This window comes from Phycicoccus sp. HDW14 (genome assembly GCF_011383005.1).
In the GTDB taxonomy this organism is placed as follows: Bacteria; Actinomycetota; Actinomycetes; order Actinomycetales; family Dermatophilaceae; genus Phycicoccus.
In genome coordinates, this window is record NZ_CP049935.1 from 63376 (window position 1) to 80759 (window position 17384).

18 protein-coding genes and 1 pseudogene are annotated in these 17384 nt (G+C 70.4%); 6 read left to right on the forward strand and 13 right to left on the reverse strand.

The genetic code is table 11. The features are described 5' to 3' along the window. Positions 1-6 precede the first annotated feature (6 nt). A complete protein-coding gene (locus tag G7075_RS00375) occupies positions 7-1257 on the reverse strand; it encodes a serine hydrolase domain-containing protein (protein WP_166117863.1) in 1251 nt (416 codons plus the stop codon). Positions 1258-1474: 217 nt separating this feature from the next. Between G7075_RS00375 and G7075_RS00380 the strand changes: the two genes are divergently transcribed. The 3 genes from G7075_RS00380 to G7075_RS00390 all read left to right on the forward strand — a co-directional run bounded on the left by G7075_RS00380 (position 1475) and on the right by G7075_RS00390 (position 5313). After that, on the forward strand, positions 1475-3904 hold the full coding sequence (locus G7075_RS00380; RefSeq protein ID WP_166117864.1) for a hypothetical protein: 2430 nt from the start codon (positions 1475-1477) through the stop codon (positions 3902-3904). Further along, on the forward strand, positions 3905-4969 hold the full coding sequence (locus G7075_RS00385; RefSeq protein WP_166117865.1) for an OmpA family protein: 1065 nt from the start codon (positions 3905-3907) through the stop codon (positions 4967-4969). A gap of 71 nt (positions 4970-5040) precedes the next feature. Further along, a complete protein-coding gene (locus tag G7075_RS00390; RefSeq protein WP_166117866.1) occupies positions 5041-5313 on the forward strand; it encodes a hypothetical protein in 273 nt (90 codons plus the stop codon). A 160-nt stretch (positions 5314-5473) separates the two neighbouring features. Here G7075_RS00390 and G7075_RS00395 read toward each other — a convergent pair whose 3' ends face one another. Next, positions 5474-5698 carry a hypothetical protein gene (locus G7075_RS00395; protein ID WP_166117867.1) on the reverse strand — a complete coding sequence of 75 codons (225 nt, stop codon included), beginning with the start codon at positions 5696-5698 and terminating at the stop codon, positions 5474-5476. Between the two features lie 658 nt (positions 5699-6356). Next, positions 6357-6866: pseudogene (locus G7075_RS22315) on the reverse strand (RNA-binding domain-containing protein); the annotation flags it as partial. Between the two features lie 443 nt (positions 6867-7309). Between G7075_RS22315 and G7075_RS00400 the strand changes: the two are divergent. Then, positions 7310-7639, forward strand: a complete 330-nt coding sequence (locus G7075_RS00400) for a hypothetical protein (protein WP_166117868.1) — start codon at positions 7310-7312, stop codon at positions 7637-7639. Positions 7640-7839: 200 nt separating this feature from the next. On the opposite strand, the gene G7075_RS00405 is transcribed toward G7075_RS00400, so the two are convergent. From G7075_RS00405 to G7075_RS00445, 9 genes are all read right to left on the reverse strand, one after another. Further along, a complete protein-coding gene (locus G7075_RS00405) occupies positions 7840-8445 on the reverse strand; it encodes a TIGR03086 family metal-binding protein (RefSeq protein WP_205860584.1) in 606 nt (201 codons plus the stop codon). 46 nt (positions 8446-8491) lie between these two features. Further along, positions 8492-9373, reverse strand: a complete 882-nt coding sequence (locus G7075_RS00410; RefSeq protein WP_166117869.1) for a CPBP family intramembrane glutamic endopeptidase — start codon at positions 9371-9373, stop codon at positions 8492-8494. A gap of 174 nt (positions 9374-9547) precedes the next feature. Next, positions 9548-10225, reverse strand: coding sequence for a response regulator transcription factor (locus G7075_RS00415; RefSeq protein ID WP_205860585.1), 678 nt, complete (start codon positions 10223-10225; stop codon positions 9548-9550). Continuing rightward, positions 10222-11391 carry a sensor histidine kinase gene (locus G7075_RS00420; protein ID WP_166117870.1) on the reverse strand — a complete coding sequence of 390 codons (1170 nt, stop codon included), beginning with the start codon at positions 11389-11391 and terminating at the stop codon, positions 10222-10224. The genes G7075_RS00415 and G7075_RS00420 overlap by 4 nt, the downstream gene beginning before the upstream one ends. A 34-nt stretch (positions 11392-11425) precedes the next feature. Further along, a complete protein-coding gene (locus G7075_RS00425; protein WP_166117871.1) occupies positions 11426-11956 on the reverse strand; it encodes a hypothetical protein in 531 nt (176 codons plus the stop codon). A 199-nt stretch (positions 11957-12155) separates the two neighbouring features. After that, on the reverse strand, positions 12156-12947 hold the full coding sequence (locus G7075_RS00430; RefSeq protein WP_166117872.1) for an SDR family NAD(P)-dependent oxidoreductase: 792 nt from the start codon (positions 12945-12947) through the stop codon (positions 12156-12158). A gap of 190 nt (positions 12948-13137) precedes the next feature. Continuing rightward, positions 13138-13842 (reverse strand): CPBP family intramembrane glutamic endopeptidase, encoded by a 705-nt coding sequence (locus G7075_RS00435; RefSeq protein WP_166117873.1) that lies wholly within the window; start codon positions 13840-13842, stop codon positions 13138-13140. A gap of 112 nt (positions 13843-13954) precedes the next feature. Beyond that, a complete protein-coding gene (locus G7075_RS00440; RefSeq protein WP_256378047.1) occupies positions 13955-14719 on the reverse strand; it encodes a TMEM175 family protein in 765 nt (254 codons plus the stop codon). Positions 14720-15033: 314 nt separating this feature from the next. Continuing rightward, a complete protein-coding gene (locus G7075_RS00445) occupies positions 15034-15474 on the reverse strand; it encodes a DUF1801 domain-containing protein (protein ID WP_166117875.1) in 441 nt (146 codons plus the stop codon). 168 nt (positions 15475-15642) lie between these two features. Here G7075_RS00445 and G7075_RS00450 point away from each other — a divergent pair, with 168 nt between their 5' ends. Beyond that, positions 15643-16209: a dienelactone hydrolase family protein gene (locus tag G7075_RS00450; protein WP_166117876.1), complete on the forward strand. Its 567-nt coding sequence runs from the start codon at positions 15643-15645 to the stop codon at positions 16207-16209. Positions 16210-16433: 224 nt separating this feature from the next. Continuing rightward, positions 16434-16523, forward strand: coding sequence for an alpha/beta fold hydrolase (locus G7075_RS22320; protein WP_371814140.1), 90 nt, complete (start codon positions 16434-16436; stop codon positions 16521-16523). Positions 16524-16555: 32 nt separating this feature from the next. Here G7075_RS22320 and G7075_RS00455 read toward each other — a convergent pair whose 3' ends face one another. Continuing rightward, on the reverse strand, positions 16556-17263 hold the full coding sequence (locus tag G7075_RS00455; RefSeq protein ID WP_166117877.1) for a response regulator transcription factor: 708 nt from the start codon (positions 17261-17263) through the stop codon (positions 16556-16558). Positions 17264-17384: the final 121 nt, after the last annotated feature.

Here is a 17384-nt window from a genome sequence, read left to right on the forward strand (position 1 = left end):
GGTCGGTCAGAGCGGGACGATGTGGGCGTGGACGGCCGAGGCGACGACGTCGACGAGTGAGGGCGAGTCCTTGCCGACCTTGGAGTTCACGAGCAGGGCGAACGGCAGCCCGCCGGGGAGCCAGCCGGCGACCGCCTGCTCGAGCTGGTTCGTCGTGCTCTCCCAGCGTCCGGCCTTGAGGAAGTAGGGGCCGGCGTCGGTGCGGCCGCTGCGGTCGACGCCCCAGCCGCGCTCGAGCATCGCCCAGGCGTCCTTGCGGGGGACCATCGCACCTCCGGTGAAGGCGTCGAGCACCCCGACGAGCTCGTGGGCGGTCACGTGCCACCCGGTCGTCGCGGACGTGGCGGACAGGTCGCCCGAGTTCCAGCCGCCCTGGGGCATCGGCCACCGGTAGGCCAGGACGTTGCCCGGTGCGCCGGCCGTCGCCGCCCCGGTCACGCCCGCCGGGCCGAAGACGTTGTCCTGCACGTAGTCGTGGTAGCCCTGGATGGTCAGCGCCTCCCACAGCCGGTCGTTGTCGTCCTCGGTGCCGCCGGGCACGGTCAGCGTCTGGTCGACGGCGCCGGTCAGCACGGGGATGAGGACGCGGAACATGCCGAAGTTGACGTTCTGGTAGGTCGCGTCGCCGAGCGGGACGCCGAGGAGCGCACCGCGAGCGGCCTGGGCCTTGAGCTCGCCGTAGTCGGCGAGGTCGGTGACCGGGTTGAAGAACCCCGACCGGTGCGTCAGCAGCATCTCGAAGGTGACCTTGTCGAGGCTCGGCCCGCGCGACCAGTAGAACGGCAGGTAGGGCCAGATCTCCGTCGCCGCGGGCGTGTTGGTGTCGGCCAGCGCCTTGCGGGCGGCCATCGCGGTGACGAGCTTGCTGACGCTGGCGACGTGCATCCGGGCGTCGACGGTCCAGTAGAGGTCGCCGTCGGGGGCGGTGCGCGCCCTCCCGGACTGGTGGGTCAGGCCGGGAGCACCGGCCACCGCCACCCGCAGGACGTACCCGGTGCAGCTGCCCTCGAGCGTGCCGACGAGGTCGCGGCCGAAGCCCGGGGGGTCGAGCCGGTGGAACGCCTGGGGCAGGGGCGCGACGTCGTCGGACAGCGCGACGCCCACCGAGCGTTCACCCAGCAGGCCCCCGAGCAGGGCGTCCCGGTTCGGTGGCTCGCGCAGGTCGGTGTGCAGGCGGTCGAGGTCGAGGGTCTGGAGCAGGGTCTCGCTGACCCCCGCGGCCAGTGCGTCCTCCAGCGCGTGGCGTGGTCCTGGCACGGTGCTCTCCCTTCACGACGTCCGGCGGCCGTCCGGTCCGGTGCCAGCGTCCTCCCGGCGGGGGCGCTCCGTCATCAGGGAAAGCACCGAGCCCGGTCGAGCCCTCCGGGGACGAGCGGACCGGGGCGCATGGTCACTTCGGGCTATAGGCACGGGCGACCCGTGGCCGCTTGAATGAAGGGCTGCGTGCTGAGGAACCCGGGAGAGGGGATGCTCGATGCCGTCGACGTCTGGACACCGTGCGGGCTCACGAGCCCGCGAGGCCGACTCCGGCCTCGCCAACGACCCGCACGAGGGCCACGAGCATCCTGACGACGACTGCGGGTGCGGTCACGGTGGCAGCCACGAGGGCAGCGGCGGTCTCATCGAGGGCTGCCGGATCTCGTTGCCGCCCAACGACGTCGTCGAGTCGATCGAGTTCGACAAGTTCTTCGTCGTCAACGCCCAGCTCGGCGACCTGAGTCGACCGGTGACCCTGTCGAGCTCGATGCAGGCCATGCGCAAGACCGGCTTCACGGCGGAGGAGATGGACACCGCGGCGCCGGAGGTGCTCATGGGCGCACCGCTGACCAAGGGCAAGACCGAGTGGAACCAGGCGCGCCGCATCGGCGAGCGGCTCCAGGCCGGGCGTGGGGAGGCAGCGGCCCGGAAGGCGACGAGGGACACCGCCGACGGCCGCGAGACGCACGACACCGGGGTCAACGGGGGAGCGGTCACCGCCGGGGCCCGGCTGGCGTTCTACCTCCCGTACCGGCAGGACTGGAAGCTCCTCGGCTACAACCGCGGCCGGATGGTCAGCTCGATCACGCTCGGCCCGAGCGAGGAACAGACGATCGAGATCTTCACGTGGGACCGGTTCTCCCGCACCAGCGACTCCACGACGAGCTTCGAGCTCGAGCAGACGAACGAGTCGTCGGGCACCCGCCGCGACACGAGCGACATCAGCCGCGAGGTGACCCGCCAGTCCGGCTTCGAGGTGACGACCGACGCCAAGGTCGGGATGAAGCTCGAGGTCGTCAACGCCGACTTCTCGGCCGGCGCCAACGCGAGCAGCGGCCTCAACGAGGGCGACAAGAACGCCCGTCAGGCCGTGCGCGAGGCCACCTCGCGCGCCGCCACCACCGTGCGCTCCAGCCGGGTGCTCAAGGTCGTCGAGACGCGCGAGTCCGGTTCGGAGACAAGGGTCACGCGCACCATCCGCAACCCGAACTCCTGCCACACCCTGACCACGGCGTACTTCGAGGTGCTCGCCGACTACAGCGTGGAGACCGCGCTGCGCGCCGACGCCATCAAGCTCGTCGTGCTGCTCGAGTCGGCGTCCCTGGCCCAGATCCGCACCTTCGACCGCGCGTACATCCGCTCGCACGAGCGCACCCTCACCCTGGCGCTGCTCGACTCGACCCTGCTGCCCGGGTTCGAGGCCGCACGCTACCTCGACGCCCGCGAGCGGGCCTGCGCCATCCTCTGCCAGGGCTGCGACTGCGGCTCGAGCAGTGCCCCGGCCCGCGACCCGGAGTGGGATGCCCTCGCCGCCGCCCTGCGGGCCCTCGGCACGGCCGTCGGCACGCTGCGCACCACGACGACGTTGGCCGGCGTCATCCGCTCGGCGATGGCCGACCCGACGAGCATCCCGGCCACCGTGCGGGACGCCTTCCACCGCTACATCTTCACGAGGGCGCTCGCGAGCAAGGCGCCGGGGCTGGTGCCCGGGCTCGGAGGGCTGGGCCTGTCCGCGCCCACGCCGGCCGTGGCCGACGCCGCGGCGGGCATCATCAACGGGCTGTCGAGCGAGACCATCGACGCCCTGACCACCGTCCCGTCGCAGCTCGCCAACGACGTGTGGTGGGAGGTCTGGGCCGTCGTGGCCGCGGTCCTCGTCGACCCGATCGCGACGTCGATCACGACGGGGGTCATCGTCGGTGCGCTCGGCAACGGCACGTACAACGACGCCGGCCTGCTCAACGCGATGGCCTCCGTCCGCACGACCTACGCCACGTGGCAGGCCCGTCAGGCCGAGCTGCGGCAGCTGGACGAGGCGCGCGCCGAGCTCGAGCGCATCCAGGCCGAGGAGCGGGCGCTGCGGGTGCTCGACGCGTTCCCGCTGCGCACGACGGCCGACCACCAGGAGCGGCTCGACGCGCTCGTCGCGCACCTCAACGACCCGCGCAACATCGACCACTACCGGTTCGCGGTGTGGAACGAGCGCGCCGGCTCGGCCGACCCGCAGCTGCTGGCGCTCGCGATGGCCGGGCTCACCGAGGGGGCGCCGGTCGGCTCGGTCGACGACTACCTCGCGGTGCCGCTGCGCATCCCGGTGGGCTCGACGCTGGAGAGCTTCTTCACCACGAGCGTCGCGGCCCTGAAGAAGATGTCGCCGGTCGACGTCGACGAGCACATCCTCCCGACCGCGGCGCTGTACGCCGAGGCCGTGCCGGGCGAGTGCTGCGCGTGCGAGGACGCCATCATCCGGCGCGAGGGGCTCGAGCTCGACCGGCTGGAGCTGGCGAACCGGTTGACGGAGACCGAGATCCAGCGGCGGCTGGCCAAGATCGAGGCCGACGACCTCAGCGGCCCGACGAACCCGGAGCCGTTCCCGGTGTCGGTCGAGCTCGTCGACCACACCGAGCCCGCCGGCGGGACGGGCTGAGTGCCCACGAGGACCGCGCCGAGCCTCGCCGAGGAACGGGCGTGGTGGCGCGAGCACCCCGACCCCCAGGTCACCCGCACCGCCGACCGGCTGACCCTGTGGAACTACCCGGTGGCGGGGACGGAGCTGGCACCGGCGCACGCGGCGGCGCTGCAGTCGTTCCTGGCGGTGCTGGCCCTGGCGCCGGCGCTCACCGCGACGAGCATCGAGATCGTCGGGCACGCCAGCGTCACTGGAGAGGGCAACGACGGCATCGCGCGCCAGCGGGCCGAGAAGATCGCCGCCCACCTGCGCCGGCTCGGCTTCGTCAAGATGGATGTCTCGACCGCCGGCGCCGCTCAGCCGGCCGACCCCGGCACGAGCGGGCAGGCGCTGGCCCGCAACCGCCGGGTCGAGGTGACGCTGTACACGCCTGCGGTCGAGCCCGAACCGCGCCTCCCGATCGAGCCGTGGAAGCCGACGCCCACGGGTGGTGACCCGCCGTCGAACGGCGGCGTGGGTGGGTTCTTCGAGGTGCCGGTCGAGATCCAGCTCGACGACGTCGACGACGGCAAGGTCCACGCGACGCTGACGCTCGTCGCCAAGCTCAAGGTGAAGGTGACCCGCGGCGAGGCCAAGAACGCGGAGGGCATCGTCCTCAAGGGCGGCAAGCTGTCGGCGAAGTTCGAGGCCGAGCTGGTCGGCCACCTCAAGGGCAAGCTCGGCTTCGACCCCGGGGGTGACGGGAAGGCCCCCTCGGCCAAGGCCACGGTCGCGGGGCAGGTCTTCGGGTTCACCGTCGAGGCCGGCTTCCAGACCAAGCCACAGTTCTTCACGGTGACGGTGTCGCTCGGCAAGGTGAAGGTCGAGCCGATCGAGCTCGAGGGGCTGACGTTCGACCTCGAGCTCGAGGGCCAGGTGCGCATCGACATCGGACCGTCGCCGCGGCTCATGGCGCGACTGGGCATCGCGGCCAGTGCGCCGGGGATCGTCGCGGTGGGCACGGTCGTCGGCACGGTCGTCGTCATCGCCGGGTGCGCCTACCTCGTCGACGAGGCCAAGCGCGAGGGCTGCAGCTGGCGTTGAACGTCGCCGAGCGTGATGGCGCCGCGGCGCGGGTTGCGTACGAGGCGTTCGGGGCGACCAAGGCTGCGGGAGTGAGGTTCTCGGCCCGACGGCTGGAGTGGTCGAGGGTGACGACCTCGGAGGCGGACGTGCGGGCGGCGTTCGAGTCCGGGCAGAGCGCGGTCGGGACGTGGCTGGACGGGCTGGGTGCGGGGAAGGCCGACAAGGTGGCGGCGTGGGCCACGGCGTACGCGACGAACGTCAACACCGACGACTTCGACCGCGTCACCGAGCAGGTCGTGCAGAAGTTCAGCCCCTACGAGAAGCAGCCTCCCGAGGTGCTGTCCGTCCTCCCGGATCTCTGACCGGCACGCGACAGCGTCACAGCGCGCTGGCTGGCTGCGTCATACCGCCCAGATACGGCTACTTCTCCAGATGCGTCACTGCGCCCACTTGGATGTGGCGCGCTTCGGTCACCAGGCCCCGCCCTTGTCGCTCCGCTCTCGACCTCAGCCAGCGCCGGCCTCACTCCTTCGCGGGCCTGCCGAGCCACATGTCGCGAAGGTCGAAGTCGCCCGAAACTGGAATCGTCGTCTCGCCCTGCATCACGCCCTCCCTTCGGGCGGCGGTGGCGGTCCACGCCGCAGTCACGGAAGTGGGCAGGGAAGCGCCACGCACTTCTAGCAACATCGGGTGATCCTCGAGGTTCACCCGCGACATGGGACGCAGAGCCTTGACGTTCAAGGTCACCGTGACGGACCCTCCGTTGCGGAAGCTCGCGTTGGTGTCGCTTGGGGCCTTGCGGGGAGCAAGTTCTGAAAAGCCGGGGAGGGCGCATGGGGGCGTAGCGACTGGACACCAGGCCGGAATCTGGAAGGGGGACAGGCCCCCACCGGCGTGGCGCCGTGGGAAGGACAGCAGTGCGCCTCACTTCTCCTTCCTCGGGCTCGTAGCCGAAGACCTCACCAGGGATATGAAGATCCACGCGCACATCTTCTAGGTTCTGCTCCGTGGAGTTCACAACGACAAAATGGCCCGCAGTCTGTGTGAATGGGATGTAGGTGGTGCGAGCCTCCTCCCTCAATAGAGCGCATTCCTCTCTCCACGCCTTGACGTGCGCCACGAACGCTTCGGGCGAACGCTTCTCGGGGATGGTGCGCTGGATCGCCTCAAGGAGAGTGCGGGCACCCTCCATGGGCCGAAGGCCGAGCTCGGCGCCTCGGAGCTTGTCGACGCCGGCTAACAACTCTGCAGCCTTGCCCTCGATCGGAAGGAGGAAGTCGGATTCTGCGAGGGTGAAGCTGTGCGCAGTTCCGATGAACTGGACCTCCAACTTGGGCAGCGACGCGGTTCGGGGATTAGCGCGTGCTACGAGAGCTTGGATCTCTCCAGGTGTCGCCTCGGACGTCTCTCCGTCGCGACGAACGTAGATGCGGCTGCCATTGATACCGTTCCCGTCGGCCATTGAGACGTGCAAATGGTCGCCCTGAGCGCTGGGGCGCACGAGGATCACGAGTACTTCAGCGCCGCCCGACGTCTCGACCCATTGGATGGACCACTTAGGCTGAACGCCTGTGTAGCGGACGACTCGGCGGCGAAGTTCGTTGTTCTCGACGGATGCCGTCCCGGTGATCTGGCCGTCCTTCTCCACTCCGATAAACATCGCTGCGTGGCCGTCCAGGATCTCCGCGTGCTCACCCGGCGTTCGGTTAGCTGCGCCGAGGACGAACTTGGCGATCTTGGCCGCACCCTCCTTGCTACGCGGGTCAACGTCGCCTCCCTTTCGCTCGATTGCGTAGGACTCGATCCGGTCGTCGCGAGATGCGACGTGGACCACGAGCTCCACCCACTCGTCCGGCTCAATAGGCAAATGGGCGGGCAGCATCTGCGCTCCTTGGTGTCGGGTCCATTCACGCATCAGGGTATGTCCGTCGGCCGACAGTCGAGAGGAACCTGCGTCTACCCAACGCAGCTACCGCGGGCGTGTCAGGGCAAGGTGGGTACGCGGTCAGTATCGGAGCTGGCGCGGTCAGCACTCGGACAGCCATGCGTTGGCGGTAGGGCACCGATTCAGCGGTCTTCATGCACGCGAGCTGGCTCGTCGTCGAGCTCCCAGTATTCGTGAGGACACGTCTCGATCGGCCGCCCCTACGTGTTGTTGTTGTGCTGGGTTCGGCGGAGGGCCGATCGTCCAGCGTGGCCGAGACGGCCGTCTGGGATCGCGTTGGGCTTGGCCGCCGCGGTGTTGGTCGCCTCCCCTTCCTGTTGGTCCACCGGGGGCGCGGGTGGCCTGCCGCTGGGCGGCGGAGTTGAGCACGGCGACTCATGGGCTGGCGCGGTGGGGCAGCCACAATAGGTGACATGCGCGACCCATTGCAGTTCGCACGGCAGTTGCTGCCCCTCGTTGCGGCCATCGTGTTGCTCTACGTGGTGATCAAGTTGGCGCTCCGCTACGAGGTGGTGGGGGTGCTATTAGCTCTTGCCGGAGTGGGCGTCATCGTCTGGGGTTCGTGGTACGTGCTGGGGGCGCTCTCGCCTGAGAACCGCAGTAACGAGCTGAAGGAAATTGCGATCACCTTTGGAGTCGCAGCGGTCGTCGGTGGTGGCCTGCTCACGTTGTTCGGGGTCTGGACAGGAACCATCGCCGCGAAGAGGAAAGCCGCCCGCAGCTCGCCGGAACAACGTCCCTGAAGGGCCCTACGCCCGGGAGGCTGCACCTGCGTCTCAGCGCCGCCTGACCGCCGTCGACGAGTGGATTCGGCGGTGCCACTGGCCTTGAACGCCCGTCCTACGAATTCCTATTAAGGAATGGATGGCGTCGGAGACAACGGACCGGCGCGTCCGAGCGAGTAGGACTGGGTGACCGCACAGGCCGATATCCGAGGGAGCTTTCACGCTTGGGTGGGTGAGCTCTGCGTCACTCGGACGGACAGGTCGCGGCCGAGGTAGGCGGCGAGCTGCTCGTGGGGGGCTGCGTCCGGGCGGGCGGTCACCGCGGGATCGAAGACGCCTGGCATCCGGTAGTCGTCGACTCCGCCCATCGCGTGCATTGCTTCCAGCAGGCCGGCGCACAGCTCCTCGTCGAGGAGGTGCTGCTGTCCGGTGGCGCACGCGAGGTCGGCACCGTGTGCGACGAGCTCGGTCAGGTGGATGACGGCGGCCAGGCCGAGTGGGAGCCGCCCGAGGGAGATGGTCACCATTTGCTCAGGTGACAGGGGGCCACCCCACGCATCCGCGTCGAGGGCTGCTGCGACCTCGAATGCGTGGGTCGGGTTGTCGCCCAGCCAGTCCGAGTCGTGGTCTGCTGGCGGCTGCTGCCCGGTCAGCTCCGCTGCGAAGATCCGCATGCCGCCGACGGTGTGGTTGAGCACCTCTCGGACGTCCCAGTCGACGCAGGGGGTGGGTTGGCCCCAGTCGTCGACGTGGATGCCGTCGACGATCGGTCGCAGCACGTCGAGGGCGCGCTCGATCTGGGAGGTGAGGTCATGCAGGTTCATCAGGAACTCCTTGTTTCGGTGGTGAGGGGGTGGGAAGCGGCGGAGGTCAGGCGGCCACGTCGTGCAACAGCCGCCCGCGGGTCGCGACTGCGGCCAGGACGGCGAGCCCCGTGGTGACGGCACCGGCGGTCCAGATCAGGGCGCGGTCGGAGCCGACGACGCCGACGTAGAGGCAGGTGGCGTTGAACGCGGCGTGGAAGAGCGCCGCGACGAGCACCGCCCCGCGACCGGCGTTGACCACGGCGCTCATGAGGACGCGGGTGGGGACGATCAGCAGGACGAAGGCGAGGAAGGGCAGCCCGTGGTCGCGCTCGCCGGGCACGTTGAGCAGCGGCAGGTGCCACAGCCCCCAGATGACACCGAGGACCAGGCTCGCGGCCAGCGGTCGTAGCCGAACCTGCAGTCGCGGCATCAGCACCCCGGTCCACCCGGCCTCCTCGGTGAGCAGGAACAGGCCGATGGCGTAGCAGAAGTACAGCGCGCAGCCGGCCAGGCCCTCGCTCTGCCCCAGATGGACGGGCCGCCCGGCGGCGACGGTGAGGCCGAGCGTGGTGGCCCCGATGACGACCGGTACGGCGACCGCCGCCGCGTAGACCCACAGCGGGCCCCTCCAGCGCAGGACCCGGCGGGTGAGGTCGGCCAGGGCCGGGCGGCCACCGATCAGCAGCACCCCCACGACGATGCTCGGGGTCAGCACCCACAGCGCCACACCCTGCGGAAGCCGCCAACCGATCAGGTCGTGCGCCTGCGCGATCGCCGAACCCCACACCACCCACGGCATCAGGAACATGGCGGCGATCGCGATGGCGAGGTGGCGGTTGCCGGCAGTCCTGGCGACGACGGCATCCTCGATCGTGGTGGTGGCTGCCGCCGTGCTCGGCGTCCCGTGCTCGGCACGGTCGGGTGTGGTCTGCGGTGTGCTTCGCATCGTCGGGTTTCCGTTCGGGAGTGGGTGACTGGGGCTGGTCACAACTCTCGCGACATGCCCCAGTTCGGCCATCGCCGCACGGGTTGAAACCTGGAAGGCCCGGTCTCAACCCCAGGGTGGAGCGCGGCGCCGCGGCATCGTCGGATGCCGTCCGCTCGGCGGGGCGGGCGGCGTTCAGTCGTGTGGGACCCGGCCCGTGCGGTAGGCGTAGGCGACCAGGGCGGCCCGGTCGCGGCATCCGGTCTTGGCGAGCAGGTGGTTGACGTGGGTCTTGACCGTGGCCTCCGAGACGTAGAGCCGCTGCGCGATCTCGGTGTTGCTGAGCCCGCGCGCGATCTCGGTCAGCACGTCGAGCTCACGTGCGGTGAGGCCGTCGTCGATCGGCTCCGGTGTCGCCGATTGGATGCCCACGTGGGCGCCGGCAGCCAGGGCTTCCAGGAGGCGGCGCTGCACCGACGGGTCGAGCTGCGCGTCGCCGGCCGCCACGGACAGCACCGCCGTGCGGATCTCGTCGGCGCCGGCATCCTTGGTGAGGAACCCTCGGGCGCCGGCCTGCAGCGCCCCGAACACCCACTGGTCGTCGGCGTAGGTGGTGAGCACCACCACGCGGGCCCGGGCGCCGCGGGCGGCCAGCTGTCGGGTGGCCTCGACGCCGTCCACCGTCGGCATGTTCAGGTCCATCAGCACCACGTCGGGGTCGACGTCCTGAACCTGACGTACGGCGTCGGCACCGTCAACGGCTACGCCGACGACCTCGATGCCGTCGAGCAGGCCGAGCATCATGGCCAAACCGTCTCGGACCACTTTCTGGTCGTCGACCACGAGCACCCGCACAGGGGTGTTGGCGTTCACCGGGGCACCTCCGGCTTGGCTCTGGGCATGGTCAGGCACACCCGCCACCCGTCGGCGTGCGGCCCGGCCTCGAGGTGACCACCGGCCAGGGCCGCCCGCTCGGCCAGGCCGGTCAGGCCGAACCCGCCCGAGGGCAGCCCGGTGGGGGTGCCGCCGTGGTCGGTGACCTCGACGGTGACGTGGGCGGGCGTCCAGGTGACGATGACCTCGGTGAGCGCCCCACTGGCGTGCTTGGCGACGTTGGCCAGGGCTTCCTGGGCCGCCCGATACAGGGGCAGGCCCAGTTCGGGCGCCAGCGCACCGGGCTCACCGTCGACGCGATAGGTGACCGCCGCGCCGGTGGCGAGCCGGGCGTGCTCGACGAGCTCGGGGATCTGCTCCGGACCGGGCAGCGCCTCCCCGCGCAACGTCGCGACCGCCCGCTTGGCGCCGGCCATCCCGCTGCGAGCCAGGCCCTGGGCGTTACTGACCTGTTCGACGAGCCGGGGGTCGGCATGGGTGTGCTCGGCCAGCAGCCGGGCACCCTCCAGCTGCACGGCCAGGCCCGACAGGGTGTGTGCCAGCACGTCGTGCAGCTCGCGCGCGATCCGGCCGCGCTCGGCGAGCACGGCGGACTCCTCGCGAGCCCGGCGGGTCTCGGCCTCGAGCCGCAGCATCTCCTGCGCGCGGTCGTTCGCGTCGCGGTTGGCCCCCGCGAACGCGGCTGCGACGAGCAGGAAGCCCGCGCCGATCGCCACGTTGAGAGCGGCCCCGGTGGGGTTGCTCGAGGTCGAACCCTCCGCCCACGCCAGGGCCGCGATCACGACCGCCCCGGCCACGATCGCGGGTCGACGGCCCAACCTCAAACCGATCCCGGCCACCGTCATGAACGACAGGATGTAGGCCGGACCGTGGGGGTTGAGGCGGTCGATGACCGCCCCGATGAGCCCCGCTGCGACCAGGCAGGCGAACAGGATGCGCTGGTCGGTCACCCGGGGGCTGAGCGAGACCAGCCACAGGCCCAGGCCGACCACGGTCAACGTCACGACCACGACCCGTGCCGTCCCGTCGGGGAGCTCACCCAAGACGGTTCCCACGCCCACGAACCCGGCGGCCACCCACCCGGCGACGACCAGGACCCGCCGAAGATCGGCGGGCCGGTCGTCACGAGTCGTGCTCTCGACCATCGTGCTCCTCGCGTGACGCCAGACATTCTGCGGGTCAACGGTAGAGGGCGACGGGGCCCTCGGTCAGCACCTGCTGGTTCGGCAGGCGGGCCGCGCGCAGGCCGGTCACGGCCAGGCGGCTTACGACCATGGCCAGCGCCATGATGACGAACGCCGCCGTCCAGGCGTCCGCGCCGGTGATCAGGTGTGCCCGGGAGAACTCGCCGATGTCGCGGGCGAACCAGTGCTCCGCGCCGTACGCGAACAGGACACGGCCCCCGATCACCGCCACCCAGATGGCCACGAACGCGGCGCCGGCGGTCGCCAGGACCCGCTCACCGTCGCGGTGCACGCGCACCGTGAGGGCGGCGAGAACCCCGAGCAGCACGCCCACCACGAGACCGACGAGCTCGAGCTGCCCGTCGTTGCCCAGGGTGGGCAGGTCGTTGAGGTAGAACCAGCCGGCGCTGGCGACGATGACCAGGGGCACAGTCACCCGGCGCCGGGTCAGCGTGCGGGTTCCCAGGTTGCTCGAGATGATCCAGGCGAGAAGTGCGAGGTTGAGGAAGTACTGGCTGGTGGTCATGGCTGCTGCTCCTGGTCGAGGTGGTCCAACTGGTGTGCCACCACTGTCGCCAGCACGCGGAGCTCGTCGCGTCGCCTCCCGGGTGGAAACCTGCGCGCTACCCTCTCCACCCCCGGGTGGAGAGACGGGGCGGCCGGCCGTCAGCGGGTTCGATCCCGGCTCAGCTCAGCAGCCGCAGCAGGCCCTCAGCGCTCTGCGGTCACAGCCCCAACGACCCGTCGACCGTGATCACCTGACCGGTGACGTAGGACGAGCGCGACGAACAGAGCCAGAGCACGGCATCAGCGATCTCGCTCGGCTCCCCGATGCGGCGCATGGCGATCATCGACCGGTATCGGTCCTCACGCTCCTGGCGCTGGGCCGCCGTACACGCCTGCAGGTTCCTCTCGAGCATCGGGGTGCGGATCGCCCCGGGCCGGATCGCGTTGATCCGAACGCCTTGGGCGGCGAACTCCTTCGCCGCTGCCACGGTGAGCGCCTCCACGCCGGACTTGGCGGCCGCGTAGCTGCCGGTACCCGCCAACCGCAGCTGCGCGTCCATCGAGGAGGTGTTCACGATCGAGCCCCCGCCCCCGGCGAGCAACGCCGGAAGCTCGTGCCTCATGCACAACCAGACGCTGGTCAGGCTGGCACGCACGATGCCCTCGAACTCGGCCAGCTCCATCGCGGTGAAACCCCCCTCCCCCGTCGCGGCCTCGGTGTTCGCGGCATTGTTGAACGCGTGGTCGATCCTGCCGAAACGCGCCACGACGTCCGTGACCAGGGCCGCCACCGCCGAGTCGTCCGTCACGTCGGCAGCGAAGAACTCCACCTCCCCGAACGCGCCCAGCGCCTCGGCGGCCTGCCGCCCCCGCTCAGCAGACCGGCCGCAGACGGCCACCGCGGCACCACCTTCCAAGAAGGCCCGAGCAGTGGCGAAGCCGATCCCTGACGAACCACCGGTCACCAGCGCGACCTGCCCCGCAAACTCAAGATCAGCAGCATTTGCCATGGCAAGTAATCGTAGGACGAGTAGCGAGTCTTTCGCCGTTGTGCTGGTGCCGGCGCCACCCTCCATTCCTGCTCTGGTGTCCTCGCCGGTCGCCTCGGCTAGTCATCATCGCCGACGCGGATCATTCACGAAGTCCCGCGCCCACGTGAACCGCGCTCTTCGCCGTGGCCAACTTAGGCGCAGCTGGGATCTACTCCCCAGCGAGGGGTCCGTCGTGCTGGCTGACGTGGTCGTCCAGGCCGCGTAGGCACCACAGCCCCCACAGCAGCATCAGGATGTCATTGCCGACCAGGAAGCCCCACAGTGCTCCCCCGTGCAGGTTGGTCACCTTGAACATCAGGTCGCTCACGGCGTGGATGGCAGCCAGTAGCCAGATGGCGTTCGTACGCCACCGAAAGACGCCGAATCCGACACCGAAACAGAAGGCACCAAACGACTGCGCCAGCGACACGGCCAGCGGTTGTCCGAAGACGACGTTGCCCAGGTGGCTGGCACCGAACAGGGCACCGCCGACCACGGCGGAACGGCGCACGCCGAGCACACGCAACGTGTCCAGCACGACGCCGCGGTGCCACAGCTCCTCGAACACACCGGTGGCGCAGTACCCCACAACAAGCGCGGCCAAAAGGCTGACCTCCGGGAGATTGACGCCGGTCACCAACGGCGCCAGGGCGACCACCGCCGGGATGCCGAGCGTGCCGACCTCGCGCCAGGTCGGGGGGCCGGCCGCTCCAGTGCGCCGCCACGCGCCGGCACGGCCGACGACGACCAGTGCAGCGACCGTCACGAGCAGCACCGCGAACAGCCGGGTGGCGATCACGGCCTCGTCACTGTCGCCGACCAGCGGGCCGCCCAGCAGCCCGATGGCGACCGTCAACGCGACCGGGGCCGCCACCAAGGCCGCCGCGGTCCAGACCGGTCGGGGACGATCCGCCCACCACGCGGCGGCCCTAGGGGTGCCGGGGCCCGAAGCGCCTGCGAATGGTGAGGGCGCGGCCCGGTCGCGATCAGTTCCCGGCGCTACCCCCGGACGGGTCGCTCGTTCCGGTATCGGCCGTGACGGCTCGGAGGTGCTCATCTGCGGCTCCCTCGTTGTCGGGTGTGGACGGTTGTACGGGTGGGGTGCCGGCCGCAGCCTCGGCCGGCGGGTTGGGGGCCCAACGCAGCGCGATGCGGACCTCGACCACACGAAGCAGGGCCAGGGCCAGCAGGCCGACGAGGCCGAGATCCGGGTCGACCAGTGCCAGCAGGGTGCACGCGGCGAACACGGCAGTGGTGGCCCACGCCCAACCCGTGCGGCCGTTCGTGCCGAGGTGACCGTCCACGACGGTCGTGATGGCAGAGGTGAGCCCAGACAGCACGAACATGGTGCCGATGTAGAAGGTGGCCGAGGTCGTGGTCAGCTCTCGGCCGACCACGGCGGTGGGGAACGGCAGGAACGCCACGACCAGCAGCCAGAGCATGTTCAGCGGCCGCAGAGCCGAGATGTCGACATCCGCCTCGACAACTCGTCGGTACGCACTCCCGTGCGCCGCCCAGAACACGTAGATGACCAGGAAACTGATGATGAATGACAGCACCAGGTCCCAATGCTCGGTGAAGAACGCACTCAGGCGGTCGGCCTCGACCTCGCCCGACATCTCCACCAGAGGCAGCACGAGCAACGTCATAGCGATCGCGGTCACCGCGTCGGTGAGCGTGATGGCACAGTCGACTCCCGGACCATCACCCTTGTCGGGGGCCGGTCGTCGCCGTGACTGAGCCGCTGCCACGGGCAAAATATGGCAGAACCCCGGTGCTGTTTTCCAGCCCGGTTGTGCCAGGGCACAGAGTTTGCAACAGCCTCAGTGTCGCGCGGCCAAACAGCGCCCGTCATAGGAGCACCCATCACAACGGACTTCGAGATGGCACTGCGCAATGCCACACTCACCGCCAGGTACACATGCCACCAGGAGATGTGCGGCCCGCCGTCCTTGGGCGGGGCAATGCGGCCTCCCCGGGACTCGCCCGGCTCTTTGGCGGACCCGCGTCTCATCGCCGCCAGGCGGCGTCTCGCGGCGGGAGTGGGGTGGAAAGTGGGCTCGGGTCACGTGTCGCCGTCCCCGCGAGCCGTCGCCGCGGCCTTCAGCACACGCCAGCCGCCGGCCCGGTTGTTGGCAATGATCTGACGCAGCATGTCCGTCAGTGGCCCGACCGGGACCGGATCGCCCTCGTGGAAGGCAATCGTCCGCGCGGTGCTGTTGTCGTGGCCGCCGGTGCTGTTGTCGTGGCCGCCGGTGATGATGCCGTGCGGGTCGGGGACGATCGCCCCGTCGTAGGTGAACAGGTTCACGTGGTCCTTGGCCGCGAGCAGGGCGCACACGTTGCCCTCGAGCACGAAGTAGGGCTGGCCCCTGCGTTTGACGGTCTCCTGGACGTCGGGGTCGGCCGCGTGGATCACCTCGCGCAGGCGACGCCACAGGTCGATCTGCCACCAGGGTAGGCCGCGCAGGTAGTCGTCGACCCGCGGGTCGACAGGGTCGCTCATGCCTGGACAGACTGCCCGAAGCCGGCCGACTCATCGGTCGCCCGCGCCGCAGCGGACGGGGAAGCCGGGCGCTGGGAGCAGTGGCAGCACGGCGCCACCCTCCGCCGCCCGACGTCACGAAGGGAGGTCAGGCCCTCCGGTGTCCCCGGGCTCTGACAGGATCGCGTGATGGCCACGGTCGCCCTGTTCCACTCGGTGAACGGACTGCGTCCTGCCGTGGTGGCCGCCGGCGAACGGCTGCAGGCCGCCGGGCACACGGTGACGACCCCGGACCTCTTCGGCGCACGGGTGGCGGGCTCGCTCCGGGAGGGCTACGCACTGATGGAGGACGTCGGGTGGGACACGATCACCCGGCGGGCACGTGCCGCCGTCAGCGGCCTCCCGGGCGACACGGTCCTGGCCGGGCTGTCGATGGGAGCCGGGGTCGTCGGCGCCCTGCTGGCCGACCGCCGCGAGACGGCAGGGCTGCTGCTGCTGCATGGCGTCGGCGGTCAGCCCGCCGATGTGCGCGCCGGCCTGCCGGTGTGTCTGCAGGTGGCGGACCCCGATGACATCTGCCCGCCCGGCGTCGTCACCGCCTGGCGTCAGGACCTGGTCGAGGCCGGTGCCGACGTGCACGTGCGCACGTACGCAGGCGTCGGCCACCTGTTCACGGACCCCGACACCCCTGACCACGACGGGCAAGCCTGCGCGTCCGCGTGGTCTCACGCCCTGCGCTTCCTCGACGCGCTGTGATCTCGCGGTGGGTCCACGGTTGCCCTGACCGCTGGCACCGCCAACCCCCACGGGACGGAACCCCCGCCCGCCGAAGCCTGCCCGTACCACCGCAACCGACACCCCTCATCCGAGGCCGCGGTGGCCGGCCCACTTCCTCGCGGCGTGAGTGGCTGCAGCGTCGACGAGGGCGCGCAGCTCGGGGGAGTCGGGGAGCCGCAAGGACCCGCTACTCGATCGCGCTGATGGCGGCGGACGTCGTGGCGTTGCTCGACGCCCTCGAGGAGCCGAGCGTCGACCTCGTCGGCCACTCGCTCGGTGGGCTCGTCGCCTGACCCCGGACGTCCTGGCAACTCGTTGGTCAGGGTCACAGTGCCCAGATGGAGCGTCCGCTCGTGTCGACGCTCGGGGGCGTCGTCAGCGCGCGGATCACCTGCAGCTCTGCCCCGACGGTGCGCACCGACGTTCCGAGGTCACGGGCGATGGCGTGGTTGGTCCATCCTCGGGCACGGCGCCGAGCCACCTCGAGCTGGCGCTCGGTGCACCTCGGCCAGCCGGTGTCGCACGCCGGTCGCGAGCATGCCGCCGTCTCGTCCCACAGGCGACACACGCTGGCGACGATCTCCTGGCGCGTGACGACCCAGGCGGTGCGGCTGCCAGAGGTGGTCGGCAACCCGGGAAGGATGGCACAGGCGCGGTCGAGGAGGATGGCGCCGCCGTAGACAGGTCCGCAGCGCACGTGGGGTTGTTCCGACCACAGGAACGGGTTCTCGTGACCGGCTGCCTCGCAGGCGATGGCCTTGGTGATGACACCACGCCGTCGGGAGGCGCGGTCCAGGGCCGGACCTCGCCCGGAGGGGTCGAACTGCGTCCGCTGCTGAAGGGCCATGCCCGAAGTGCGGCATCGTGGCTCCATCCCGGCCAGCGCATCCTGGATGCCGTCGAGGCCGACACCGAGCAGCCGGATGCCGTGAGGGGTACGGCCGGCCAGGGCCGCCGAAGTCATCTCCCACATCGTCGCCGTCAGGGCGGACCAGAGCCCCGGCAACATGGCGCCCGGCGAGACGTCATCCACGCAATCCACCTCCACCACGAGGGGGACGGAACGTCCCAGGGCACCCAGGGACACACTGCATGAGAACCCGGCAGCACGCGAGGTGGAAGGCCCACCCCTCCTGTCAACACCGCGTGCACGC